Origin of the sequence: Shewanella sp. SNU WT4, assembly GCF_006494715.1 — a bacterium.
Classification (GTDB): domain Bacteria; phylum Pseudomonadota; class Gammaproteobacteria; order Enterobacterales; family Shewanellaceae; genus Shewanella.
This window is the reverse complement of sequence record NZ_CP041151.1, coordinates 486,002-510,425: the sequence shown is the minus strand read 5'-3', so window position 1 is coordinate 510,425 and position 24,424 is coordinate 486,002. Positions and strand designations below refer to the sequence as shown.

Annotated in this window: 20 protein-coding genes and 1 pseudogene; 9 read left to right on the top strand and 12 right to left on the bottom strand. The window is 48.1% G+C overall.

Annotated elements, in window-relative coordinates:
- Position 1: 1 nt before the first annotated feature.
- The 4 genes from leuC to recQ form a co-directional block, all read right to left on the bottom strand.
- On the bottom strand, positions 2-1,411 hold the full coding sequence (leuC, locus tag FJQ87_RS02330; RefSeq protein WP_140930321.1) for a 3-isopropylmalate dehydratase large subunit: 1,410 nt from the start codon (positions 1,409-1,411) through the stop codon (positions 2-4).
- Entirely contained in the window at positions 1,411-2,496 is a 1,086-nt protein-coding gene (gene leuB / locus FJQ87_RS02325) for a 3-isopropylmalate dehydrogenase (protein WP_140930320.1), read from the bottom strand. Before leuB ends, leuC begins: the two co-directional genes overlap by 1 nt.
- Positions 2,493-4,061, bottom strand: a complete 1,569-nt coding sequence (gene leuA / locus FJQ87_RS02320; protein ID WP_140930319.1) for a 2-isopropylmalate synthase — start codon at positions 4,059-4,061, stop codon at positions 2,493-2,495. Before leuA ends, leuB begins: the two co-directional genes overlap by 4 nt.
- A gap of 528 nt (positions 4,062-4,589) precedes the next feature.
- A complete protein-coding gene (gene recQ / locus FJQ87_RS02315; protein ID WP_140930318.1) occupies positions 4,590-6,413 on the bottom strand; it encodes a DNA helicase RecQ in 1,824 nt (607 codons plus the stop codon).
- 147 nt (positions 6,414-6,560) lie between these two features.
- Between recQ and rarD the strand changes: the two genes are divergently transcribed.
- Positions 6,561-7,484 carry an EamA family transporter RarD gene (rarD, locus tag FJQ87_RS02310; protein ID WP_140930317.1) on the top strand — a complete coding sequence of 308 codons (924 nt, stop codon included), beginning with the start codon at positions 6,561-6,563 and terminating at the stop codon, positions 7,482-7,484.
- Positions 7,485-7,585: 101 nt separating this feature from the next.
- On the opposite strand, the gene argA is transcribed toward rarD, so the two are convergent.
- The 4 genes from argA to radC form a co-directional block, all read right to left on the bottom strand.
- Positions 7,586-8,911: an amino-acid N-acetyltransferase gene (argA, locus tag FJQ87_RS02305; RefSeq protein ID WP_140930316.1), complete on the bottom strand. Its 1,326-nt coding sequence runs from the start codon at positions 8,909-8,911 to the stop codon at positions 7,586-7,588.
- Positions 8,912-9,088: 177 nt separating this feature from the next.
- The gene (rpmG, locus tag FJQ87_RS02300) at positions 9,089-9,262 is read right to left on the bottom strand and encodes a 50S ribosomal protein L33 (protein ID WP_007651290.1); all 174 of its coding nucleotides are present in this window, start codon (positions 9,260-9,262) and stop codon (positions 9,089-9,091) included.
- A gap of 6 nt (positions 9,263-9,268) precedes the next feature.
- Positions 9,269-9,505 (bottom strand): 50S ribosomal protein L28, encoded by a 237-nt coding sequence (gene rpmB, locus FJQ87_RS02295; protein WP_140930315.1) that lies wholly within the window; start codon positions 9,503-9,505, stop codon positions 9,269-9,271.
- A gap of 121 nt (positions 9,506-9,626) precedes the next feature.
- Positions 9,627-10,304 (bottom strand): DNA repair protein RadC, encoded by a 678-nt coding sequence (radC, locus tag FJQ87_RS02290; RefSeq protein ID WP_140930314.1) that lies wholly within the window; start codon positions 10,302-10,304, stop codon positions 9,627-9,629.
- 162 nt (positions 10,305-10,466) lie between these two features.
- Between radC and coaBC the strand changes: the two genes are divergently transcribed.
- From coaBC to folE, 4 genes are all read left to right on the top strand, one after another.
- Positions 10,467-11,660, top strand: coding sequence for a bifunctional phosphopantothenoylcysteine decarboxylase/phosphopantothenate--cysteine ligase CoaBC (coaBC, locus tag FJQ87_RS02285; protein WP_140930313.1), 1,194 nt, complete (start codon positions 10,467-10,469; stop codon positions 11,658-11,660).
- Positions 11,661-11,687: 27 nt separating this feature from the next.
- Complete coding sequence (dut, locus tag FJQ87_RS02280; protein ID WP_140930312.1) at positions 11,688-12,146, top strand: dUTP diphosphatase; 459 nt, start codon at positions 11,688-11,690, stop codon at positions 12,144-12,146.
- 35 nt (positions 12,147-12,181) lie between these two features.
- Positions 12,182-12,775, top strand: a complete 594-nt coding sequence (slmA, locus tag FJQ87_RS02275; protein WP_140930311.1) for a nucleoid occlusion factor SlmA — start codon at positions 12,182-12,184, stop codon at positions 12,773-12,775.
- A gap of 287 nt (positions 12,776-13,062) precedes the next feature.
- A complete protein-coding gene (gene folE / locus FJQ87_RS02270) occupies positions 13,063-13,707 on the top strand; it encodes a GTP cyclohydrolase I FolE (RefSeq protein ID WP_140930310.1) in 645 nt (214 codons plus the stop codon).
- 195 nt (positions 13,708-13,902) lie between these two features.
- Here the strand turns inward: folE and pyrE are convergent, their stop codons facing one another.
- Both pyrE and rph read right to left on the bottom strand, forming a co-directional pair.
- Positions 13,903-14,544 (bottom strand): orotate phosphoribosyltransferase, encoded by a 642-nt coding sequence (gene pyrE / locus FJQ87_RS02265; RefSeq protein ID WP_140930309.1) that lies wholly within the window; start codon positions 14,542-14,544, stop codon positions 13,903-13,905.
- Between the two features lie 137 nt (positions 14,545-14,681).
- Positions 14,682-15,395: a ribonuclease PH gene (gene rph, locus FJQ87_RS02260; RefSeq protein WP_140930308.1), complete on the bottom strand. Its 714-nt coding sequence runs from the start codon at positions 15,393-15,395 to the stop codon at positions 14,682-14,684.
- A gap of 173 nt (positions 15,396-15,568) precedes the next feature.
- Between rph and FJQ87_RS02255 the strand changes: the two genes are divergently transcribed.
- Both FJQ87_RS02255 and FJQ87_RS18790 read left to right on the top strand, forming a co-directional pair.
- On the top strand, positions 15,569-16,432 hold the full coding sequence (locus FJQ87_RS02255) for a YicC/YloC family endoribonuclease (protein WP_140930307.1): 864 nt from the start codon (positions 15,569-15,571) through the stop codon (positions 16,430-16,432).
- Between the two features lie 219 nt (positions 16,433-16,651).
- A pseudogene (locus FJQ87_RS18790) lies at positions 16,652-17,887 on the top strand (IS4 family transposase).
- A 155-nt stretch (positions 17,888-18,042) separates the two neighbouring features.
- Here FJQ87_RS18790 and FJQ87_RS02245 read toward each other — a convergent pair.
- Positions 18,043-19,212, bottom strand: coding sequence for an HD-GYP domain-containing protein (locus FJQ87_RS02245; RefSeq protein WP_140930306.1), 1,170 nt, complete (start codon positions 19,210-19,212; stop codon positions 18,043-18,045).
- A gap of 511 nt (positions 19,213-19,723) precedes the next feature.
- Here FJQ87_RS02245 and FJQ87_RS02240 point away from each other — a divergent pair.
- Together FJQ87_RS02240 and FJQ87_RS02235 are read left to right on the top strand one after the other, a co-directional pair.
- Positions 19,724-21,061, top strand: a complete 1,338-nt coding sequence (locus FJQ87_RS02240; RefSeq protein ID WP_240778889.1) for an isochorismate synthase — start codon at positions 19,724-19,726, stop codon at positions 21,059-21,061.
- Positions 21,062-21,192: 131 nt separating this feature from the next.
- Positions 21,193-21,852 (top strand): 7-cyano-7-deazaguanine/7-aminomethyl-7-deazaguanine transporter, encoded by a 660-nt coding sequence (locus FJQ87_RS02235; RefSeq protein WP_140930304.1) that lies wholly within the window; start codon positions 21,193-21,195, stop codon positions 21,850-21,852.
- Positions 21,853-22,271: 419 nt separating this feature from the next.
- On the opposite strand, the gene FJQ87_RS02230 is transcribed toward FJQ87_RS02235, so the two are convergent.
- Positions 22,272-24,401, bottom strand: coding sequence for a HAMP domain-containing sensor histidine kinase (locus FJQ87_RS02230; RefSeq protein WP_240778797.1), 2,130 nt, complete (start codon positions 24,399-24,401; stop codon positions 22,272-22,274).
- Positions 24,402-24,424 lie beyond the last annotated feature (23 nt).

Sequence of the window (24,424 nt, the reverse complement as noted above, 5' to 3'; positions counted from 1 at the left end):
CTTATTGCTCCTTGACGGTAGTGCGAATATCCACAAAATGACCAGCCACAGCAGCGGCCGCCGCCATTGCTGGGCTCACTAAATGAGTGCGACTACCACGCCCCTGACGCCCTTCAAAATTGCGATTACTGGTAGAAGCGCAGCGATCGCCGCTTTCAAGCTTGTCATCATTCATGGCTAAACACATGGAGCAACCCGGTAAGCGCCACTCAAAGCCAGCGTCGATAAAAATCTTATCTAGACCCTCAGTCTCAGCTTGGGCTTTTACTTGCCCAGAGCCCGGCACAACGATGGCGCTAACCCCAGCGGCCACTTGCTTGCCTTTAGCTTCCAGCGCCGCGGCGCGTAAATCTTCAATGCGCGAATTAGTGCAAGAGCCAATAAAGACTTTATTAATGGCGACCTCACTCATTAAGGTGCCTGGCGTTAAGCCAATATAATCAAGCGCCTTTTGCATAGTGGCGCGCTTAGCTTCATCTATTTCTGCCCTAGGGTCTGGCACTCGGCCATCAATGGCGACCACTTGCCCGGGATTGGTTCCCCAAGTTAATTGCGGCGCGATATCGGCAGCATTTAAGCTAATGCAAGCATCAAAGCGAGCATCAGTATCTGAGTGCAACTTAGACCAAGCCGCCACGGCCTCAGTCCATTGCTCACCTTTAGGGGCAAATTCGCGCCCTTCTAAATAGGCAAAAGTCGTGGCATCTGGGGCTATCATGCCCGCCTTAGCGCCCATTTCTATCGCCATGTTGCACACAGTCATGCGCCCTTCCATCGACAAGGCGCGAATGGCTTCGCCGCAAAACTCCACCACATAGCCAGTGCCACCTGCGTGCCCAAGCTTACCTATGATGGCTAACACCAGATCTTTAGCGGTGATCCCTGCGCCTAACTGACCTGTGACTTCAATCTTCATGGTTTTAGCCGCTTGCTGGCGCAGAGTTTGCGTAGCTAACACATGCTCAACTTCACTGGTGCCTATGCCAAAAGCTAAAGCACCAAAGGCGCCATGGGTGGCAGTATGGGAGTCACCACAAACAATCACAGCGCCGGGTAAGGTAATGCCAAGCTCTGGGCCCATGACGTGCACTATCCCTTGATTGGGATGATGAATGTCATATAAGCGAATGCCAAACTCGCGGCAATTATCAGCCAAGGTATCCACTTGAATGCGCGCTTCGCTGCTTAAGGCATCAAGGCTGGCGCTGCGGGTCGAGGTATTATGATCCATAGTGGCAAAGGTTTTGTGAGGCGCGCGTACGCGCCGCCCCGTCGCCTTAAGGCCTGCAAAGGCTTGCGGTGACGTCACTTCATGCACTAAATGCCTATCAACATATAAGATGGCAGCTTCGCCAGCAGGTTCTGCCACTAAATGCTGCAGCCAGACTTTGTGATACAGAGTTTGCGCCATTAGTGAGCCTCCTTAATCGCTTGAGCAATAAAATCACCGACTTGCGCCGTGTTATAGCTTTGGCCATGTTGCGCCAACTCACGGGTAACTACGCCTTGTTGCAACGCCTTAGCTACGGCCGCTTCTATGGCAAGTGCAGCAGCTTCTTGCTTTAAGCTATAACGCAGCATCAATGCCGCCGACAAAATTTGCGCTATGGGGTTAGCAATGCCAAGACCTGCAATATCCGGGGCGCTGCCACCCGCAGGTTCAAACAAACCAAAGCCAGTACCATTGATGGAGGCGGATGCCAGTAATCCCATGGAGCCAGTAAGCATGGCCATTTCATCAGAAATAATGTCGCCAAATAAGTTGGAGCACAGCATCACATCAAATTCATCGGGGCGGCGCAGCAACTGCATAGTGGCGTTATCTATGTAGATGTGTTCAAGGGTCACGTCCGGATAATCCACGGCGACTTCTTCCACCACTTGGCGCCACAGCACTGAGGTAGTAAGCACATTGGCCTTATCCACCGACGTCACTTTGCCGCGACGATTACGCGCGGTTTCAAAGGCAATTTTGGCAATGCGGCGAATTTCACGGCGGCTATAGCGCATGGTATCAAAGGCTTCTTCCGCGTCGCCTGCGCCTTGGCGACCTTTAGGCTGACCAAAGTAAATGCAGCCAGTTAGCTCACGCACACACATAAGATCAAAGCCGCGGGCTGAGATATCGGCGCGCAGTGGCGATAATGACTCAAGCCCTGAGTGCAATTTTGCTGGGCGTAAATTACAAAAGAGCTCAAAGTGGGCGCGCAGTGGCAGCAAGGCGCCGCGTTCTGGTTGCTGTAAAGGTGGTAAGCCTTCCCACTTCGGGCCGCCAACAGAGCCAAATAAAATGGCGTCACTGGCTTGGCAACCTTTAAGTGTGGCCTCTGGCAGCGGCGTGCCATGATTGTCGATGGCGATACCGCCAACATCATATGCACTGTACTCAATATCTAGGCCAAACTTAGCTTCCACTACTGCCAAGACTTTACGTGCCTCCACCATCACTTCTGGGCCAATGCCATCGCCAGCTAATACTGCTATTTGATAACTCATACCGTTCCCATCTCCCTGTGTTCTTGAATTCGTTGTTTTTGGCTGGCGACCATATCGGCCCGCCAAATTAAGTTCATCACATGAATTAATGCCTGCGCCGAGGCCTCGACCACATCTGTGGCTAAGCCGACACCATGAAAATTCTGGGCTTGATAACGCGCGCTAATATCTACTTGCCCCAAGGCATTTTGACCTTCGCCTTTAGCACTTAACTTGTAGCTGTTTAATTCAATTGGCCGACCACTGGCAGCGGCGATGGCTTTATAGGTGGCATCGACTGGGCCGACGCCTTCAGCGCTGGTTTGCACTAATTGCGCGCCGCACATCAAATCAATAGTTGCAGTAGCAATACCAGCCTTAGTATTTGAGGTCACTTGTAACTGGGACAGCGCAAAATGGTCATCACTTTGCTGGCGAGCGCCAATAAATACCAAGGCTTCTAAATCATAATCAAACACTTGGCCCTTTTTATCGGCAAGCTTTACAAAGGCGTCATACAAGCTGTCGAGGTCATAATCACTGTCTTGATAACCCATTTCGGTCATGCGATGTTTAATCACATGCCGACCTGAGCGCGAAGTCATATTCAGGTTGTTGCGACTTAAACCTATGCTCTCTGGCGTCATGATTTCATAGGTGTTTTTGGCTTTTAACATGCCGTCTTGATGTATGCCCGATGAATGCGTAAAAGCATTGCTACCGACAATCGCTTTATTGGCTTGCACTGGCATATTGCACAGCTGGCTCACCAACTGCGAGGTGCGATGGATTTCTTTAGCATTTATCTGCGTACTCAGCCCAAGCAAGTCCTTGCGGGTGGCTAAGATCATGGCGATTTCTTCGAGCGAGCAGTTGCCCGCGCGCTCACCTATGCCATTGACTGTGCACTCAATTTGGCGCGCTCCTTGCTGCACCGCCGCAATTGAGTTGGCCACAGACAAGCCTAAATCATCATGGCAATGCACTGAAATAATGGCTTTATCTATGTTGGGCACTCGATTAAACAAGGTGTGAATAATCCCAGAAAATTCCGATGGCACTGTATAGCCCACGGTATCTGGAATATTAATGGTTTTGGCGCCGGCGTTAATCGCCGCCTCCACCATGCGGCATAAATGATCTATCGGCGTACGGCCCGCATCCTCACAAGAAAACTCCACATCCTCACTAAAGCGTCTGGCATATTTGACCGCATGCACCGCCATAGCCAGCACATCATCAAAGCTGCGTTTCAGCTTACTTTCCACATGGATGGTAGAAGTTGAAATAAAGGTATGAATTCGAAACTGTTCCGCGCCCTTTAACGCTTCTGCCGCGGCATCTATGTCTTTTTCCAAGGCGCGGGCTAAGGCGCAAACCCGGCTATTGCGGATTTGGCGCGCTATGGTTTGCACTGAATGAAAGTCCCCAGGCGATGACACCGGAAAACCCACTTCCATCACATCCACACCTAGACGCTCAAGTGCCAGTGCTATCTGCAATTTCTCATTGACCGACAAACTGGAGGCTAGCGCCTGCTCGCCATCGCGTAATGTGGTATCAAAAATGATGACCTGGTTAGACATAGCACTCTCCATCTAGCTGTAATCTTTATCGTTAGTAGCCCGCGGCGGAAAAAAAAACCCCGCTAGGCTGGCGGGGTTTAGTGAGGAGAATATTTCATCTTGGTAGCACTAAACGCTCCGCGCAGTCATTGCGAGAGTTAGTAGGCTAAGGAGTAATAAAATATTCACACTCGGCATTAGATTAAGTCCGTGGTAGCAGGCACCTAACTATCAGCGCGCGCCAAAATAAAAACCATTGAATAGTTTTTAACCTGCAAAGCTATTAAGTGTCAAGCCTCATTTTTTCATCTTGTTTACATAACCAAGCAGATGTCAGCATTTGTCGCAACAATGATGCGCGGCGTGAATGATCTAAGAACCGGGAGTGCGGGGTTAATGCTAATGGTGATGTTTGTCCGCAAAGGAGCGTGTTAGTAGGAATTTGCAAGAGAGGTGCCTCTCTTGCATTGATAGTCTCTAACTTATTGCTTTCGACTAATGGCTTTTAACTGATTGGCGCAGGCCTTAAGCCAGAATTGAGTGAGTAAGCTATTCGCCGCTGATAAAGGCAGTGATTTCATCGAGGAAGGCGTCACCAAAACGTTCAAGTTTACGCTGGCCCACGCCATTCACCGCAAGCATTTCAGCCGCTGTGGTTGGGATCATCGCCGCCATTTCAGCTAAGCTCGCATCGTTAAACACGAGATACGGTGCCACATCATGATCTTCTGCCAGTCGGCGCCTTAATACTTTAAGGCGCGCAAATAGGCGTCTGTCATAGTTAAGCGGCGCTTTAGCGCGAGTGCTGCGTTTAACTGGCGCAGTAATGATGATCCTAGGCTCAGCCAGCATCAAAGTTTGATCGCCTTTTAAAATGGGGCGCGCGGGCGCATTCAACCGCAGGCGTGAGCCGCGAGTCACATCTTGACTGGCCAAACCTAAATGAATGAGCTGGCGTATGATACTGAGCCAATACTCATGGCTCTTGTCTTTACCTATGCCCCAGGTTGAAAGCTTATCGTGGCCTCTATCTAATACTGACGCCGCCTTGGAGCCGCGCAGCACTTCAATCACATGATTAATCCCAAAGCCCTGATTTAAGCGGTAGATGCACGACAATACTTTTTGCGCATCAAGGCTGGCATCAAATTGGGTGGGTGGATCTAAGCAGATATCGCAGTTACCACAGGGCTCACGCGCGCTTTCATCAAAATAATGCAATAGCACTTGGCGGCGGCAAGTCTGCGCTTCGGCAAAGGCCGCCATAGAATTAAGCTTGTGATACTCCACTTGCTTTTGCGGGCCTTCTGGCAACTGCTCCACAAAATGGCGTACCCGATTAATATCGGCGGGATCAAACAGCATAAAGGCTTCGGCATCTAAACCATCGCGGCCACCACGACCAGTTTCTTGATAATAAGCTTCAATGCTTTTGGGGATATCGTAATGCACCACATAGCGCACATTGGATTTATTGATGCCCATACCAAAGGCGACGGTAGCTACTACTATCTCCACCTGATCTTTTAAGAATTTATCTTGTACCTGCGCACGCTCGTCCGGCGTTAAGCCTGCATGATAAGCGGCGGCATTAAAGCCTTGCAGCCTAAGACGCTGCGCCACTTCATCTACCCGTTTGCGACTGGAGCAATAAACAATACCGTTAGCCCCCGCCTGACCACTAATATACTGCTTTAACTGATTGGCGGCATTGAGTTTTTCTGCCACTGTATAGCGAATATTGGGGCGATCGAAACTCGATAATGAAATAAATGGCGCTATGTTCAAGCGCTGACAAATACTAGTGCGAGTGGCTTGATCTGCGGTGGCAGTGAGCGCCATTAACGGCACTTGCGGGAAGGTTTGCTTTAAAATGCCAAGCTCAGCGTATTCTGGGCGAAAATCATGGCCCCACTCGCTAATGCAATGCGCCTCATCAATGGCAAATAAGCGCACATGCCAATCATTCAAGCGGCTCAGAAAATCCCCTTGCAGTAAGCGCTCGGGAGACACGTACAGCAAGGTCAATTCGCCTTGGCGCAATTGCCTAAAAATATCGGCGGCCTGCTCGCGGGGCAGTGAAGAATTAAGATAGGCGGCAGCAACGCCAGACTGGAGCAAGCTATCGACTTGATCTTTCATCAAGGAAATTAACGGCGAGACCACAATCGTCAGCCCGCCTAACATTAAGGCCGGCACCTGATAGCATAAGCTCTTACCGCCACCTGTAGGCATGACGACTAAGCTGTCTTGGCCCGCTAGCGCCGTCTCTATGACTTGCTTTTGACCTGGACGGAATTCTCGGTAACCAAATACTTGCTGTAAACAGCCTTGTGCTGGGTCAAACGTCGCTGCTAGTTGCTGCTCTTGCATGCTATCTCAGGGCCAATAATCAGGCGGACTATTCTAAATGACCGCACAGCATCTGTCTTGTGTTAAGCGTGGCCACCCGCATCTAATGCTGACAAACCTAGGCTATCCTCATACAATTGCCGGCCACTCTCCCCAACGAACCCTCGAATGAACGAACAAGAAAATCGTAAAGGCATAATGCTCGCCATTGCCGCCTATAGCATGTGGGGATTCGCCCCGTTATATTTCAAATTACTGAGTGACGTTAGCCCGACCGAGATTTTACTGCACAGGATCATTTGGTCATTTGTGTTTATGTTGCTGGTATTGATAGTGACAGGTGGCGCCGCCAATATTCGAGCTGTGCTTAAACGGCCAAAACAACTCGCCATTTTAACGGTAACCTCAACCTTAATTGCTGGTAATTGGCTGTTATTTATTTGGGCGGTCAACAATAACCATATGCTGGATGCAAGCTTAGGTTATTACATTAACCCGTTACTCAATGTGCTGCTTGGCATGGTGTTTTTAAGTGAACGCCTGCGGCCACTGCAATGGCTAGCGGTCGCCCTTGCATCCCTTGGCGTGCTAGTGCAACTGATTTCGTTTGGCTCCCTCCCTATCGTATCGATTGCCTTAGCCGTATCTTTTGGGGTGTATGCTTTGCTGCGCAAAAAGGTCAATATCGATGCTAAGAGTGGCTTATTTTTAGAAACCGCGATTTTAATGCCAGTGGCACTAGCATATTTAGCTTGGATGCCAGCCAATGGTAGCGCCAGCATGCTAACTAACCCATGGGATTTAAATCTGTTACTTATGGCGGCCGGTATTATTACGAGCCTACCATTATTATGCTTTGCCGGCGCGGCGGTACGCATTCCACTGAGCGTACTCGGGTTCTTCCAATACATAGGCCCAAGCATAATGTTTGCTTTAGCTGTGCTTTATTTTGGCGAAGCCTTCAGCCTAGAAAAGAGTGTGACCTTTGGCTTTATCTGGTGCGCGCTGATGGTTTTCACCTTCGATATGGCTAACAATCGACGCCAGCGCCAACATGCTCATACGGCTAACACTGAACATAAAACTAAATAATGGTTGAAGAGTTAAGTGGTGTTGAGTTAACGATTTAAGACCTCAGCCTTAATGCCCACTAAGCCCACTACCGTGGGCTTAGTGTTATCGAGATTTACACTTCACGCGAATAAATCGAGCGCCAAGATTTTAGAGCGGCGTTGATAGTTATACAGCTGCTTTTTCTTTTCAGGCAACGCTTCAACGTCTTGCAGCGCAAAACCATGCTCAAGAAACCAGTGAATGCTGCGGGTGGTCAGCGCAAATAAGCGACTATACCCTCGCGCCCGCGCTTGGTTAATGATGGTATTGAGCAGCAAGGCGCCGCGATCGGCATCGCGATAATCAGGGTGCACTACTAAGCAGGCAAACTCACCAGCGTTATCTTCTTCAAACGGATATAGGGCGGCGCAGCCAATGATCAAGCTATCACGCTCAACTACCACAAACTGCTCTATCTCCATCTCTAGCTGTTCGCGAGAACGGCGCACTAACACCCCTTGCTCTTCCAATGGGCGAATTAAGTTAAGTACGCCGCCAATATCACTAATGTCAGCACGCCTTAATTTTTCAGCGCTTTCTGTGACTATTTGGGTGCCTATGCCATCGCGCGAGAATAACTCCTGCAGCAAAGCGCCGTCAGTTAAGTAACTCACCAGATGGCAGCGACTCACCCCTTGGCGACAAGCATCAATACTGGCGTGTACAAAGGCGCGGGTGGAGGGGCACAACTGCTGATGCGTTTGCTGTAAATAGCCTTGAGCCAAGTTCGGCATAATTTCAGGGATAAGCTCGCCGACTTCATTCATGAGTCCAGGTAACTGACAAAAACCTATCATCTTGTCAGCCTTAAGCTTAACCGCCACTTGGGTGGCAATATCTTCGGCGGTGAGATTAAAACTTTCACCAGTGACAGAAGCGCATACCGGCCCCATCAGCACTATGTTGCCTTGATTTAATTGACAATGCAGCGCTTCGGTATCAATTTTTCTGACCTTACCGCTAAGGCAATAATCCACGCCGTCATCCACGCCCAGCGGCTGAGCTATCACATAATTGCCGCTGACTAAGTTGATATTAGCGTGCTGCATCGGGGTGTTATTGAGGCTCATGGATAAGCAGGCCGAAATATCTAGCATTAACGCGCCTGCCACCTGCTTGATGACTTTTAAGCACACCTCATCGGTAATACGTATGCCGTGGTGATAATCACAGCGCATGCCGCGCGTAGCAAGCTCAGCTTCAATTTGTGGGCGCGCGCCATAGACAATCACTATCTTGATCCCAAGACTGTGCAGCAGCGCTATATCATTGATGATGGCGCGAAATTCGCCTTCTAAAATCGCCTCGCCGCCCAGCATCACCACAAATGTCTTCCCTCGGTGGGCATTGACATAAGGCGCCGAATGACGAAAGCCGGCCACTAATTCACTCACAAATGATGACACTGTTAACTCCTTCCAACAGAATGACTACTCACGCAATACTAATGAATTATTATTCACAAATAAAGAATTTTAATGCAGGTAGTTACAGTATTGGTGAATTCGTTGTCATGGGGAGTGAAATTGAGGCAAAAAAAAGCCCCTTTATTAAAAGGGGCTTTTTAAAAGTCGCTAATCAAATTACTTGATTTTAGCTTCTTTGTAGATAACGTGCTGACGGATAACAGGATCAAACTTCTTGATCTCCATTTTCTCAGGCATGTTACGCTTATTCTTTTCAGTAGTGTAGAAGTGACCAGTCTTAGCACTTGATACTAATTTGATCTTCTCACGATTACCTTTAGCTTTAGCCATGGTCTATTACACCTTCTCGCCGCGGGCACGAAGTTCAGCAACAACTACTTCGATACCTTTCTTGTCGATAATACGCATACCTTTAGTAGATACACGTAATTTAACAAAACGCTTTTCTTCTTCAAACCAAAAACGATGGTTTTGCAGGTTTGGTAAAAAACGACGACGGGTCGCGTTTTTTGCGTGCGAACGGTTGTTACCAACCATTGGTCGCTTGCCAGTTACTTGGCATACTCTTGACATGTCAATCTTCTCCAAAAAACAAATTTAACGCTCGAGCATTAATGTGCATCGAATGGCCGTCGCCCGAGGCACACGAAGGGCGCATTTTATACAGCATAGACGAGGAAAGATCAAGCAATAGTTATGCTATCCATCCTCGTTCTGCAAACGACACTATGTCACGATCCCCAACAACCATGTGGTCTAGCAAGGTTACGTCTATCGTTGTTAACGCGTTTTTCAATCGCTCAGTAATTCGCCTATCTGCCTGACTGGGCTCGGCGATACCAGACGGGTGATTATGGCAAATGATGACAGCAGCGGCTTGCTTTTCCAACACTAAGGCCACCACATCTCTGGGGTAGACAGACGCTGAATCAATCGTTCCACGAAATAATTCTACAAACTGAATTACTCGGTGCTGACTGTCGAGCAATAAGATGGCGAACACCTCATAGGCGCGATCTGCCAATTGTCGCATTAAATATTCCCGAGTTAAATCAGGATTTGACAAAATCTGACTTCGATGCAGTTTTTCTCGGGCGATGCGACGAGAAATTTCTGCCGCCGCCTGCAACTGCGCGTATTTTACCGATCCCATCCCCGGAAGTCGACACACCTGCACCTGTGTTGCGCAGAATATTGCCCTTAAACCGCCAAAATGTGTCAATAATTGTCGTCCAAGCTCGACTGCGCTGGTGCCAGGCAGACCATTTCGCAATAAAACGGCTAATAATTCAGCATCCGACAACGACTGCGGTCCCGCTTTTTGCAATTTTTCTCTGGGACCTTCACCTTCAGGCCAATCTTTTATGGTCATAGCTTACCCAAAACGCTCTTTATATAAACTCAAGTATGGTTGAATTATCACTAGCTGCGTTTCGCCCTGTGCGTACACCGCGATTTTGCACGCCAAGTATCCCACTCACCTTCAGCTTTGTGATAAGGTTAGCGCCATACATTGCAGCGCGAGAGACAGTGCGTGAGTCTGAGTAATAAGAAAATTCTGTTAGGTATCGGTGGCGGTATCGCGGCCTATAAGAGCGCCGATCTAGTGCGACGCCTCAAAGAGCGTGGCGCCGAAGTGCGAGTCGTCATGAGTCAAGGGGCGAAAGAATTTATTACGCCACTGACCTTACAAGCCTTAAGTGGTCATCCAGTCGCTAGTGATTTACTCGATCCTGCCGCAGAAGCGGCTATGGGCCATATTGAATTGGCGCGTTGGGCCGATTTAATGATTATCGCCCCAGCCACGGCTAATTTAATTGCGCGCTTTAATGCTGGCATGGCCGATGAGCTGATTACTACTTGCGTATTAGCAACCTCAGCGCCTATCGCCTTGTGTCCGGCCATGAATCAGCAGATGTATATCAACGCCGCGACTCAGGCCAATCTCAGCAATTTACGCCAACGCGGCATCCATTTATGGGGACCGGCGAGCGGCTCGCAAGCTTGCGGAGAAATTGGCCCTGGGCGCATGCTCGAGCCATTAGAAATTGCTAAGCAGGCCGAAGCCTTTTTTGCGCCGCAGTTATTAGCCGGCCAAAAGATTATGATTACTGCTGGGCCAACCCGCGAAGCGATTGACCCAGTACGCTATATTTCAAACCACAGCTCAGGCAAAATGGGTTATGCCCTAGCGCAAGCGGCGCAAGCCATGGGCGCAGACGTGACCTTAGTTAGTGGCCCGACGCAATTAGCTACACCTAGCGGAGTGACGCGCATTAATGTCGAATCCGCCGATGACATGCTCAGCGCTGTGATGGCTGACATTGCCAAGCAGACCATTTTCATTGGTTGCGCCGCCGTCGCTGACTATCGCGTGGCTGATATTGCCACCCAAAAGGTCAAGAAATCATCGAGCACTATGACGCTTGCACTAGTGCGCAATCCTGATATTTTGGCCAGCGTAGCTGCCCTTGACAACAAACCATTTTGCGTGGGATTTGCAGCAGAAACCCAAGATGTTGAGCACTACGCGAAAGGCAAACTGACCGCCAAGCGCCTCGACATGATAGCGGCCAATGATGTCTCAGTGGCAGGACTAGGCTTTAACGCTGACAGCAATGCGCTGCAGGTGATTTGGCCCACAGGCCAGCAAGCCTTACCCGCAACCGATAAATTAACCTTGGCCCAGCAATTACTGACCCTAATTGCCACCCACAAACATGCTTAACTAGACTTAGCCGGATACTAGCACCCCATGAAAACACCGATTGAAGTAAAGATCCTTGATTCCCGTATCGGCACCGAATTTGAGCTTCCCGCTTATGCCACGCCAGGCAGTGCCGGCATGGACTTACGTGCCATGCTTGATACACAGTTGACCATAGAGCCAGGACAAACGGTACTTATCCCAACAGGCATCGCCATTCATGTGGCAGATCCAGGCTTAGCCGCTGTGATTTTACCACGCTCAGGCCTTGGCCATAAGCACGGCATTGTCTTAGGCAATTTAGTCGGACTGATTGATTCTGATTACCAAGGCCCATTAATGGTGTCGTGCTGGAACCGTGGCAGCGAGCCATTCACCCTCCAAGTGGGTGATCGTTTAGCACAATTAGTGTTTGTCCCTGTCGTGCAAGCCGAGTTTAAATTGGTGGATGAGTTTGATAGCTCAGATAGAGGCACCGGTGGGTTTGGCCATTCAGGCACCCGATAACCTGTTCAGTTGTTAACGAGCGAAGGATACTGCCCATGGCTGTTAGCCAAAAAATTAATCGGCGCGACCACATACTTCAGTGCTTAGCACACATGTTAGAAACCCATCCAGGCCAGAGGATCACTACCGCTAAATTAGCGGCTGAAGTGGGTGTGTCTGAGGCCGCGTTATATCGCCACTTTCCCAGCAAGGCGAGAATGTTTGAAGGCTTAATCGACTTTATTGAAGACTCTTTGCTGTCGCGCATCAATATCATCATGGATGAAGAAAAAGACACTATGCGCCGCTGCCAACAGACCCTACAACTGTTGCTCATTTTTGCTGAACGTAATCCTGGCATTTCGCGCCTGCTCAATGGCGATGCACTGTTAGGTGAACATGAACGCCTTCGCAGCCGCGTAAGTAACTTATTTGCCAAGATTGAAACCCAGTTAAAGCAAATTCTGCGGGAAAAAACTTTGCGCGAGGGCCAAGGCTTTAATTTAGATGAGGCCATTTTAGCCAATTTATTACTGGCCTTTGCTGACGGCAGAATTGCCCAGTTTGTGCGTAGTGAATTTAAATTAAAACCTACCCATCACTTTGATGAACAGTGGATTTTCATTCAGCAGCAATTGCTGCAAAGCTAAGCGCATAACGCACTATTGATAAGGCGGGTCCAGTATGGATACCCGCTTTTTTTTCAAGTGACTCTCCCTAAGCCAACCTAGCCCCTAGATAACCAAGTTAAGCGACAGCCCTAACTCGGCGGCGGCACCTAGAATAGCGAATACCCGACTAAGTTAATCGGTTTTTTTATCCGCCAAAGAGTATGAATTGACGGCATTTCAAGGTATTCTCACCAGCCCAAGTCGCTCGCTACCACTGAATAAATGAGTGTAGTCGAGATGGGTTCGCAATTGATGTTGGAGGAAACATGGCACTCTCAGACGCAGCACGCAAAGTGCAAACGGCATTGTTAGAACGTGGGTTAGAAACCCCGATGCTGCCCTCAGTTCTGTCTGCTGACGTTCGCAAAGATAAGATTGAACAGCACATGCGCTCAATCCTCGAATTAATGTCGCTAGATTTAAGCGATGACAGCCTAGCTGACACCCCAAGACGCATTGCCAAGATGTATGTCGATGAGATTTTCTCTGGCCTAGATTATGCCAACTTTCCAAAAATCACTGTCATCGAAAACAAAATGCAGTTTGATGAAATGGTGCGCGTGCAAGATATCAGCATGACTAGCACTTGTGAGCATCATTTAGTCACCATAGATGGCGTGGCGACTGTGGCTTATTTGCCGCGTAACAACATCATAGGGCTATCGAAAATTAATCGCATAGTGCGCTTTTTTGCCCAGCGGCCACAAGTGCAAGAGCGCTTAACTCAGCAAGTTTTAGTGGCACTGCAAACCTTGCTTGAAACACAAGATGTCGCAGTAAAAATGGATGCCGTGCATTACTGCGTTAAATCTCGCGGCGTGATGGACTCCACCAGCTCCACCACTACCACGGCTTTAGGCGGAATTTTTAAAACTAACCCTGCCACCCGCGCCGAGTTTTTGCACCCCTAAGCCTATGCATAATGCCAGTCAGCAGGCACAACATGCTGAACTATGCGCGGCGCGTAAAAAAGCCTAAGACATCACATCTTAGGCTTTTTAGTTTTTAGTTGACGCAACCGACCCGGCTTAAAGGCTTATGCGGCGCTGCGGACTCATAATTTTGTCCCGCAGCGACGTCGTTTCGGGGCAGTTTTTGCTATCGCATTAAATACCGTATTGCTGTCGATACTCACTTACCGCTGCAAGCTCAGTTTCCATGCCTGGCTTTTCAGACAAATAACCTATCAAGTCAGCCAAGGTAATAATCGCAATCACGGCGCAGCCATAATCACGCTCGACTTCTTGTATGGCCGATAACTCGCCCTTGCCTTTCTCTTGTCTATCAAGCGCAATCAGCACGCCAGCTAAACTCGCGTTATGAGCTTGAATAATATCCATCGACTCGCGAATGGCAGTACCAGCGGTGATCACATCATCCACCAGCATCACTTTACCGGTTAACTCGCTGCCCACTAATGAACCGCCTTCACCGTGATCTTTCTTCTCTTTACGGTTAAAGCAGTAAGGCATATCAACATCGTGATGCTCAGCTAACGCCACAGCGGTAGTGGTTGCGATTGGAATGCCTTTATAGGCTGGGCCAAACAGCAAATCATAATCAATGCCCGCATCCATTAAGGCGGCGGCATAAAAGCGACCAAGACGGGCTAAATCACGGCCAGTATTAAATAAACCGGCATTAAAGAAGTACGGGCTGTGGCGACCTGACTTTAAGGTAAACTCACCAAATTTCAACACCTGACGCTCAAGGGCAAATTCAATAAACTCTCGCTGATAAGCTTTCACTCGTAATCCTCACGTTACTTTGGGTATCTGTTTTTTGTTGTTTATGATCTTATTTTTTATCTTATTTTTATTATGCGTGGTACACAGGCTAACTTTTTGCTTTAAAAAAAGGACCCTCAACGGGTCCCTAATTCATATCAATTCAATGCGGCTTTCTGAACATCGACAATTTCACGAATACCGTGCTTGGCCAGCTCCAGCATTTCTAATAACTCTTCATGGCTAAACGGCTCACCTTCTGCCGTGCCTTGAATTTCGATAAGCTTGCCGGTTTCGGTCATTACTACGTTCATGTCGGTTTCAGCAGCGCTGTCTTCGATGTATTCCAAATCGCAAATCGCTTCACCATCAAAAATACCAACACTGACGGCGGCAATTAAGAATTTTAATGGGTTAGCTTTTAATACGCCCTTCGCGCGCGCCCAATTTAAGGCATCCACTAAGGCCACACAGGCACCAGTAATAGCCGCGGTACGAGTACCACCGTCGGCTTGAATCACATCACAGTCAATCACTATGGTGTTTTCGCCCAGTAATTTCATATCCACCGCGGCGCGCAGGGCGCGGCCAATTAAGCGTTGGATTTCTTGAGTACGACCAGATTGCTTACCACGGGCAGCTTCGCGGTCCATGCGGCTGTGAGTTGAACGCGGCAGCATGCCGTATTCAGCGGTTACCCAGCCTTGGCCTTGGCCTTTTAAGAAGCGCGGAACCCCTTCAGTGAAGCTGGCAGTACACAGCACTTTAGTTTCACCAAACTCCACTAACACTGAACCTTCAGCATGAGCAGTAAAGTTACGGGTAATGGTGATCGGACGGGTTTGTGCTGGGGTACGCTTGCCTGGACGCATGAGAATTCCTGTGCTTAATAATTTGATTAAATCTGGGGGCATATTATAAGGACTTTCCACATATATGCCATGATTTGCATGGCCAAATCGTGGCCTAGGCCGTTAAAGGTTCCCCCAGAGTCGACCCAAGGCTATAATCTGCATTTACTTTCGACGCCATCTGGAAACTTCGCATGATCCAAAGCATGACAGCCTACGCCCGTATCGAACACAAAGCCGACTGGGGCACTGCCTCATGGGAAATCCGCTCAGTCAATCAACGCTATTTAGAAACTTACCTGCGTTTACCAGAGCAGTTTCGCAGCTTTGAACCTGCCTTACGCGATCGCCTTCGTAAACGCCTGAATCGCGGCAAAATCGAAGTGAACTTGCGTTATGAGTTGGCCGAGAATACCAACAATGAATTACAACTCAATCAAGCCTTAGCCAAGCAATTGCTGGGCGCGGCGCAGTGGTTAAAGCAAGAAGCGGGTCAAGGTGACGTGAACCTGACTGACATCTTACGCTGGCCGGGCGTACTTTCTAGCGCTGAGCGTGATATGGATGCAATTGGCGCCGATTTAATGGCTGCCTTTGATGCTGCTATCGATCAATTTATTGAAGCTCGTGGCCGCGAAGGCGCCGCTATCAACGATATGCTGCAAGCCCGCCTTGATGGCGTAAGCGAACAAGTGGCCATAGTGCGCGCGCACATGCCACAAGTAATGCAATATCAGCGTGACAAACTCACCAACCGTTTAGCCGAAATTAAAGGCGAGCTAGACTCAGCCCGTATCGAGCAAGAAATGGTGTTACTGGCACAAAAGCAAGACGTTGCTGAAGAGATGGATAGACTCGAAGCTCATGTGACTGAAGCGCGCCGCATCCTTAAGAAAGGCGGCAGCGAAGGTCGCCGTTTAGATTTTATGATGCAAGAATTTAACCGCGAATCAAACACCTTAGCCTCTAAATCTATCAGCTCAGAAATCACCTCAGCCGCCGTTGAGCTTAAAGTGCTGATTGAGCAAATGCGCGAGCAGATCCAGAACGTGGAATAACCTACCACGAGTTTAAGCTAAGCTCCGCAACTAAAAACACCCAGCCATTGCTTAATGCCGATCGTTTTAAGTAGTTGAACGATCTTTCAAGGGCTCCATAATCAGCCGCAACCTAAGTTGCAGCTGATTTTTTTATGTCTGAATTTTCTAAAGAGCTACTCGTTACCGCTGAATTTTGCCAAGCGCAAGATATTGATGTATTCGCCCAAACATGTTCCCATGGATTGGGTAGCTGAGGCTGTGCAACAAACTGGCAGGGCCTCGCTTCGAACCCGCCGTTTCCCTGCAGAGCAAGCTGTTTGGTTGGTTCTAGGCATTGGTTTGATGCGTAACCGCTCGATTCAGCAAGTCTGTGATACGCTCTCACTGGCATTTCCCGACTCCAAGGGGGAGCTCCCGCCACTGGCGACCAGTAGTATCATCAAAGCCAAAGAAAAGTTGGGTTCAGAGCCCATGCGTTATCTGTTCAAAACAACCGCTGCACAGTGGGAAACACAGTGCGAATTTGATGAGATAGCGGGATTGAAATTGCTCAGTGTTGATGGGACGTATTTTAAGACGCATAACACTGAAGAAAACCATCACTTTGGCTTTGCACAAAGCACGGCTTCTTTTCCCTCTGTGCTGGCGGTCACCTTAATGTCTACTCGTAGCCACTTACTTTCTGATGCGGCTTTCGGGCCTGTTACCCACAGTGAAATTCACTATGCACAGCAATTGGTTGGCTCAGCTCCCGAGAATTCGCTCACGTTGTTTGACCGTGGGTTTATGTCTGCCGAATTGCTCATCAGCTGGCAAGAAAGCGGTGCAAACACCCATTGGTTAACCCCGATAAAGTCTAAGACCCGCTATCAAATTATCGAGTCATTCTCAGAGTATGACCATCTGGTTGAGATGCCGGTATCACCCCAAGCTAAACAGTAAGCGCCTTATCTGGGGGAGAGCTGGCAAGCCCGCCTTATTCTTATTCCGTCACCCAAAGGTGATATCAAAGGGTTTATCACGTCCTGCCTATGCCCCAACATCTATCCAGTGAACGATTTACTCAAGGTGTATTGGCAGCGATGGGAGATAGAGAGGGGTTATAGTGAGCTAAAGCAATATCAACTGGAAAATAAACCTGTCCTGCGCAGTAAGAAGAAGGATGGGGTGTATCAAGAATTATGGGGGATCTTAACGACCTACAATATTGTTCGGCTAGAGATGGCCGCAATGGCAGTGCAGCATAAAGTTGAGCCACAGAGGATAAGTTTCATTAATGCCCTGTTTTTAATACAGGATGAGTTTGGTTGGAGCGACAGAGGGAGTCCGGGAGCGATCCCACAGCACTTAAAACGACTGAGGGAAAATGGCAAAAGGTTGATTTTACCCCCAAAGAGGAATCGGCCCAGCTACCCGCGTGTGGTGCTAAAGAAAACAGTGAAATATCCAAGTAAAAATGCCACTCGCTCTTAAGCGAGTGGCATTAAGCCATTGCTGGGTGTTTTGCGTTTATAAACGCGCATTTTTGTTTCTAGCTAGCCTAGCTAAATTGCGTATGTAGAGGGTATATCAAGGCTGACTAAACTAAATAGGCGAGTCTTTTGACTGGCGCATGACCTAACTACGGCTTAATAGAAAGGAGCGGGATCAACACTTAAACTACTTGGCGATACGCCGCGCTCTATGCCTAACTCAGATTTATTCAAATCCAGATATTCTATGTCGGTGTAGCGCTGATGCTTAAGTGAATAAAAGCATTTAACGATAGGGTGCAGGGCGTCGCGCTCTTTAGCATCCCACACTATGCCTACGCGACCATCGGACAACTCGACCAGTGAACCCACGGGATAAACGCCGACACAGCGAATAAATTCATAAACTAGCTGTTGATCTAAATGAAACGGCGTCAGACTCAATAAGATTTTAAAGGCCGAGGCTGGGCTCATTGCCTGCTTGTAGCATCGAGTAGCAGTCAGAGCATCGAAAATGTCACAAATACAACTCATGCGCCCGTGAAGCGGAATTTGATCAGCGTTTAACCCCCTAGGATACCCCTTACCATCGAGCTTTTCATGGTGCATCAAACACACATCTTTGGAGACTTGCGATAAGCCCTTAGCGGCTTTCATTTCTTCTAAGGCATACACTTGGTGCAGCTTCATGTGCTCAAATTCTTCAGGCGTAAGCTTACCAGGCTTATGCAATACCTTGTTATCAACACGAATTTTGCCGACATCATGGAGTATGCCGCCGATAGCCATATCTTTAAGAAGTTGCTTATCAAGCTTGAGGTGGCGCCCAAAAGTCACCAGTAAGAAGGCGACATTGACTGAATGCTCTAACAGATAAGCATCTTTAGTGCGCAGCGCCGAGATACATTTAAAGGCATCAACATCCAGCATTACCGACTCAATCATGTTCTCTGCTAAGGCTTCAAATGGCTCAACTTCTATCGCCTTGCCTTCATAAATTTCACCCAATACTTTTTTGATGAGGCCCTTGGCTTCACCTAATAATTTTTTGGCATTGGTTTGGCGTACGTCGCGATTGCCGCCACTGGTGGTTGAGGTTTTAGATTTAGCTTGAACAATTGATCCTGGCGCCGATTTACTAGGGTCTATCCACACAAACTTGATGCCACTTTTAATGATTTTAGCGATGGCAGTTCTATCTTGAATTTGCCCCGCATTGGCGATAGTGACTTTGCCAGAATCATCAATGGCAGCTACAAACATACCTACGGCTAATTTAGCAACGGGTACCCTCTGCAGCTCATCCTTGACGGTGGAACTCTCCATTGACTGTCTACTCCAAGATGCGAACGACAATACTATAAACATACGACAAGAAATGTTTCCTTGCCTACATGCGACCCCTTGAAATCCCGCATAATCACTCGCCAAACGCCGTAACAACGGCCAATGCCGCGCTTCATGTGATTAATAGCTAAAGGATAGCTCAATTCAAAATTTAGGCATGGACATAAATTTCACGAGAGAGAGACTTAATGGTGTTAAGACCCGCCACGACTAAGTAGTCGTTAGTCGATTTGCAGATATGCTTGAACAAGCGCTGTTAGCCACAGCATAAATTCATCACTTTAGTCAGCCAAAGCATCCACATGTTGGCTAAGTTCACAAGCTGAACCGATTTAGTTGACACTGACCGCGCTGACAGCATAATTTGAGCGGTTATTAATAGCTAACTCACCTTAGTCTTAGATAAGTTGCAATCTAACTTAGCGGGCACGGTATGAGTCTTTGATCGTTGCAGGAGTTCTCTTTGCCTTTTCAGTCGTTGTTGTCTGCCATTGAAACCCTAAAGGGAAAAATCGAGTCTCTACGCAATGAGCCGTTTGGTATCAAAGATAGCTTACTGCAATTATCCAGTGACATTGATGCTATCCCATTGATTTCTTGGCTAGCTAGCCAGCAAACCTACCCGAAAATTTATTGGCAAGGCCGCGATAAAGTGGAAGAAGTCGCTGCCATTGGTCGCTGCCTAGAATTCTTCTTCGAGCAAGACAGCAGCGATGAGCAGTTAGCCCAAGCTTATCAAAGACAACGCCAACTCAGTGATAACCCACAAATTCGCTATTATGGCGGCCTCGCCTTTGACCGCTCCATTGCCAGTTGGACTGAATATGGCCAAGCCAGATTCGTGTTACCACGGATAGAACTGCGTCGCAGCGCCGAGCAATTTAGTTTAAGGATCAATATTAATGTCGATGCCCCTGAACTCAATGCCGAACTTGATGATGCGCTGCGCTGTTTAGCCCTCATTAAACCGGCTAGGCCACTCATGCCGCCCCATAAACTGAGTTTGTTAGCGCGTCACGACCAACCTTCATTTGATCGCTGGCAAACGCTAGTGCAGCAAGTGACTGAGGCGGATTTTAATCAAGCCACGCCTAAAGTGGTGCTATCCCGCTTAACTCAGCTAGATATTGATGGCGAAGCCAACCCTTGGATGGTGTTAGCTTGCTGGCAAGGACGTAATCCCAATAGCTTTCAATTTGGCTTTCAATTTACTCCCGAGCATTCCTTTATTTCTTGTTCGCCAGAGCGGTTATTTCGTCGTCGCCAACGGGAATTATTTACCGAAGCCTTGGCGGGCACCACGCTTAGGGGCTTAAGTGATGAGGAAGACCAGCAATTGGCGCGCGCCTTGTTGGATGACAATAAAAACAAATACGAAAACCAATTAGTCCGTGAACATATTGTCGATATGCTGACCCCGCTCAGCCAGTATGTTGGCGCCGATGAGCAGCCACGGGTGTTTAAACTGACACACATTCAGCATTTGCACCGCGCTATCCGCGCCGAGCTCAAGTCTGAAATTAATGATTTTGACTTATTGCTCGCCTTGCACCCCACCCCTGCCGTTGGCGGCTTACCAAGACGCGCCGCCATGGATTTTATTCGTGAGCAAGAAGGTTATCAGCGTGGTTGGTATGCCGGCGCTTGCGGTTACTTTAACGCCCTTGAAAGTGAATTTGCGGTAGCAATTCGCTGCGCCTTGTTTGAACAAGGCCGCATTAATTTGTTTGCCGGTGCAGGCATAGTGGCAGGCTCAGATCCGCAAGCCGAGTGGCAGGAGTTAGAAAACAAACTCGCTACTATCATCTCAATTCTTATCGATTTCTAGCCTCAAGACTTGCATTCTGTTGATGGCTCCCTATAATTTGCGACCCTTAGTAGCAGTCCAGTACTGAGCTACCAAGGCACACGAAATCCGCGGGTTCCCTAACCCCGCCAATAAACTAAAAAGGCTACAAGATGCTTATGCTTTCTAACGCGCAATATCAGCGCGCGCTGTTGTTATTGACCGCGTTTCATATTTTTATCATTACTGCCAGCAACTATCTGGTGCAGTTACCTTTCCAAATCTTTGGTTATCACACCACCTGGGGCGCGTTCAGCTTTCCTTTCGTCTATTTGGCAACCGATTTAACTGTGCGTATTTTTGGTCAGCAGCAAGCGCGCGGCATTATCTTTAAAGCCATGGTACCAGCCTTAATTATCTCCTACATCATCGGCGTGCTGTTCCATCAAGGCAGTTTCCAAGGCATGGGATCCTTAACTGAATTCAACTCCTTTATGTTCAGAATTGCCTTTGCAAGTTTTGCCGCTTATTTGGTGGGGCAACTGATGGATATTAAAGTATTCGCCAAAATTCGCGCTCAGCGCAGTTGGTGGGTGGCTCCTGCGGCATCGACTTTTATCGGTAATTTTATCGATACCTTAGTGTTCTTCAGCATAGCGTTTTACGCATCCAATGATGTGTTTATGGCGCAGCACTGGCCTGAGATTGCCTTAGTGGATTATGGCTTTAAACTTGCCATTAGCTTTGCGCTGTTCTTACCTGCCTACGGGGTATTACTGCGAGTATTACAAGACAGAATTATCACGCCCGATAGCACTAGCAAGTTGGCATAAGCCTGCCTGCTACTGCTGCGCCACATGGCACATGTAGTAACAACTCCCCTTTCCCTGTAAAGACACCAACCAAAAACAGCAGTTAGGGCTGCTGTTCTTGGATTATCTAAGCATTTTTCTGCGGCTATAGTTTGAGAATACTGACAGCTAGTCAGTCATAAGCTGTGTTGTAGAAGCAAGCAGTAAACCATTAGCAAGCCAAGCGTTCAGGCTGCCAGCAGTGATTAGCTGAGGTGGACTCACGCCATTGCAAAAATCATCACAAACTACTTGCGCAATTAAATGATAATGATTATCATTTAATTGCGTTCCGAGCATTCATCATGATTCGCTCTTAGTCACATCCCTCTGCATGTGACTACCTTCAGCACTTTTGTTGAACCGAGATAATTCTCGGTTTTTTTTGCCGAATTTTTTGGCTAATGTTGCGCTTCAGAGTCTTTCGTGGCTGCACTAAAATGCAAGCCATCGTAGGGATTGCCATCATTGTTTTCTTTGGCAAATTGATACAAACCTATGATGAACTTAGTGCCCTGACCTAAGGTAGAACTCACTTCAATGGTGCCACCAAGGCGCTTAATAATGCCATAACTTAGGAATAAACCCAGACCTGTGCCATCTTTGCGTGTGGTATAAAACGGGTCGAAAATTCGGTTTAATACGCTATCGGCAATACCGCAGCCTTCATCTTCCACTTCTATACGCGCGCCTATGGGGGAGTGACCATTCTCAAAGGATTGATTGGCTTGATACCAATCATAAGTACGGATCCAAATTCGCCCCTTACCCGCCATGGCATGAGTGGCGTTAATCACTAAGTTAATCAGCACTTGTAATAACTGCGGCCGATTAATTTCAACGAGGCACTTGGCGTTAAATTCTTTAATTAACACCACTTCTTGCTGTGAAATTGAGTGTCTAACTAACACCATAGTTTCTTCAAGAATAGGGCTAAGGTCATGCATCTCAAGCGGCGCATTAAATTCACCTGGCCGGCTGTATTGCAGCAGGCTGCGGATAATAGTGCTTATCCTATCCACCTGCTGAATAATCAAATCGATTTCTTCTTCCACTAAATTGGAGGCATCACCAAGCTCATAACGAATTAATTCCATGTTGCCTAAGATCACCGCCGTCGGATTATTAATTTCGTGAGCAATACCTGCGGTTAGTTCGCCTAAAGCCGTAAGCTTTTCATTGGTCACTAACTGTTGGCGGGTTTCATTGAGAAGCTTAACGCTGCGCTCTAGCTCTAAGGTTTTTTCTTGAAGGCTAAAGGTGCGCTGCTCCACTTTCATTTCTAACTGCTCAGCCGCCGCTTGAATTTCAAGATTGCGGGCTTGGAGTTGATCTAGCATCAAATCAAACTGCGCCGCTAAATTGGATAGTTCATTGTCACGCTCTAGCTCCAATGGCCCAATGCGCATATTGCGCCCTGATTGCACCCCTTTAACCACATGATGAATACGCTCTATGGGTTGCAATAAACTGTAAGCGCCGCGATAAACCAGTAAGCCAGACACTAAGAGCACTAACATTAGAATGCTACCAAGCTCCAAGATGTTTAATAGGTAGTTATGGACAAAGGGGGATTCAGAAAACCCAGTATAAATCATGCCAATGCGTTTACCGCGCACATCCCTTAAGGGCGCATATGCCGACACAAACCAATCATCCACCACAAATGCGCGATCAACCCAAGTGTTACCCGTGGCCAATACCTTTTGCTCAACTTCTTGCGATACTAAACTGCCTAAGGCGCGCCCTGGGTCTTGGCCTTCTCGCGGATAAAAATTAAGCGGCACATTAGTCGCAATCCGAACATTGCCTAAGAAAATAGTGACAGCGCCGATGGAGCGCGCAGGCAAGGTGCCCTCTTCATACACTAAGTCACGAATATCATCGACTATGTTGGTATTGCGATTCAGTAAAATACCGCCATCAAGATACCAAAAGACATTGCCTTGGCTATCGGCCACAGGCAATACGCTGCGACTCACTAAGCCGCGCGATAACTTGCTAACGTCCGGGGGATTGGCATGATGAGTCGCTTGAATATCGATAATGGCTTGCTTAGCAAGCTCAGGGGATAAACGCCCAAGCGCTTGATTTGACATCACCATTAACCCAGAAAACGCCTGATTTTGCTCAGTCTTAGGTAGCATCTGGCGTAAGTCTGGGTCGGCCTGCGCTTCGGCTACTGGCACCAAGCGTAAAAAATCTAAGCCTAATGTCTTCTGCTGCTGAGACAGACAAGCTTCAAAAACCTCAGTGCTTGGCATGCTCGCCATATGCTGAAAGTGATTTTGAAAGGCCCACGAAGATACGACATTTTGCAATTGCGCGGCTTGCCGTGTTTGTAAGCTCGACAAGGTATTTTGCGCCACAGCTAAATCGGCTTTCACCTTCATAAATAGCTGTTGGCCGGTGTAGCTAATGTTCCAATAAATAGTGATAAACACTAGGCTGACTAAGGTCAGCAAGATAGGCAGCAAGGTTAAAATTAAGATGCGATAGCGCACTTTGGCCTTCATTTGTAACCAGCTCATGCCGAAAACCTGCCGAAACCTTT

What these genes read in the sequence shown, in the direction of transcription:
- leuC (WP_140930321.1), bottom strand. Translation starts at nt 1,411, where the DNA reads ATGGCGCAAACTCTGTATCACAAAGTCTGGCTGCAGCATTTAGTGGCA.
- leuB (WP_140930320.1), bottom strand. Translation starts at nt 2,496, where the DNA reads ATGAGTTATCAAATAGCAGTATTAGCTGGCGATGGCATTGGCCCAGAA.
- leuA (WP_140930319.1), bottom strand. Translation starts at nt 4,061, where the DNA reads ATGTCTAACCAGGTCATCATTTTTGATACCACATTACGCGATGGCGAG.
- recQ (WP_140930318.1), bottom strand. Translation starts at nt 6,413, where the DNA reads ATGCAAGAGCAGCAACTAGCAGCGACGTTTGACCCAGCACAAGGCTGT.
- rarD (WP_140930317.1), top strand. Translation starts at nt 6,561, where the DNA reads ATGAACGAACAAGAAAATCGTAAAGGCATAATGCTCGCCATTGCCGCC.
- rpmG (WP_007651290.1), bottom strand. Translation starts at nt 9,262, where the DNA reads ATGGCTAAAGCTAAAGGTAATCGTGAGAAGATCAAATTAGTATCAAGT.
- rpmB (WP_140930315.1), bottom strand. Translation starts at nt 9,505, where the DNA reads ATGTCAAGAGTATGCCAAGTAACTGGCAAGCGACCAATGGTTGGTAAC.
- radC (WP_140930314.1), bottom strand. Translation starts at nt 10,304, where the DNA reads ATGACCATAAAAGATTGGCCTGAAGGTGAAGGTCCCAGAGAAAAATTG.
- dut (WP_140930312.1), top strand. Translation starts at nt 11,688, where the DNA reads ATGAAAACACCGATTGAAGTAAAGATCCTTGATTCCCGTATCGGCACC.
- slmA (WP_140930311.1), top strand. Translation starts at nt 12,182, where the DNA reads ATGGCTGTTAGCCAAAAAATTAATCGGCGCGACCACATACTTCAGTGC.
- folE (WP_140930310.1), top strand. Translation starts at nt 13,063, where the DNA reads ATGGCACTCTCAGACGCAGCACGCAAAGTGCAAACGGCATTGTTAGAA.
- rph (WP_140930308.1), bottom strand. Translation starts at nt 15,395, where the DNA reads ATGCGTCCAGGCAAGCGTACCCCAGCACAAACCCGTCCGATCACCATT.
- FJQ87_RS02255 (WP_140930307.1), top strand. Translation starts at nt 15,569, where the DNA reads ATGATCCAAAGCATGACAGCCTACGCCCGTATCGAACACAAAGCCGAC.
- FJQ87_RS02245 (WP_140930306.1), bottom strand. Translation starts at nt 19,212, where the DNA reads ATGGAGAGTTCCACCGTCAAGGATGAGCTGCAGAGGGTACCCGTTGCT.
- FJQ87_RS02235 (WP_140930304.1), top strand. Translation starts at nt 21,193, where the DNA reads ATGCTTATGCTTTCTAACGCGCAATATCAGCGCGCGCTGTTGTTATTG.
- FJQ87_RS02230 (WP_240778797.1), bottom strand. Translation starts at nt 24,401, where the DNA reads ATGAGCTGGTTACAAATGAAGGCCAAAGTGCGCTATCGCATCTTAATT.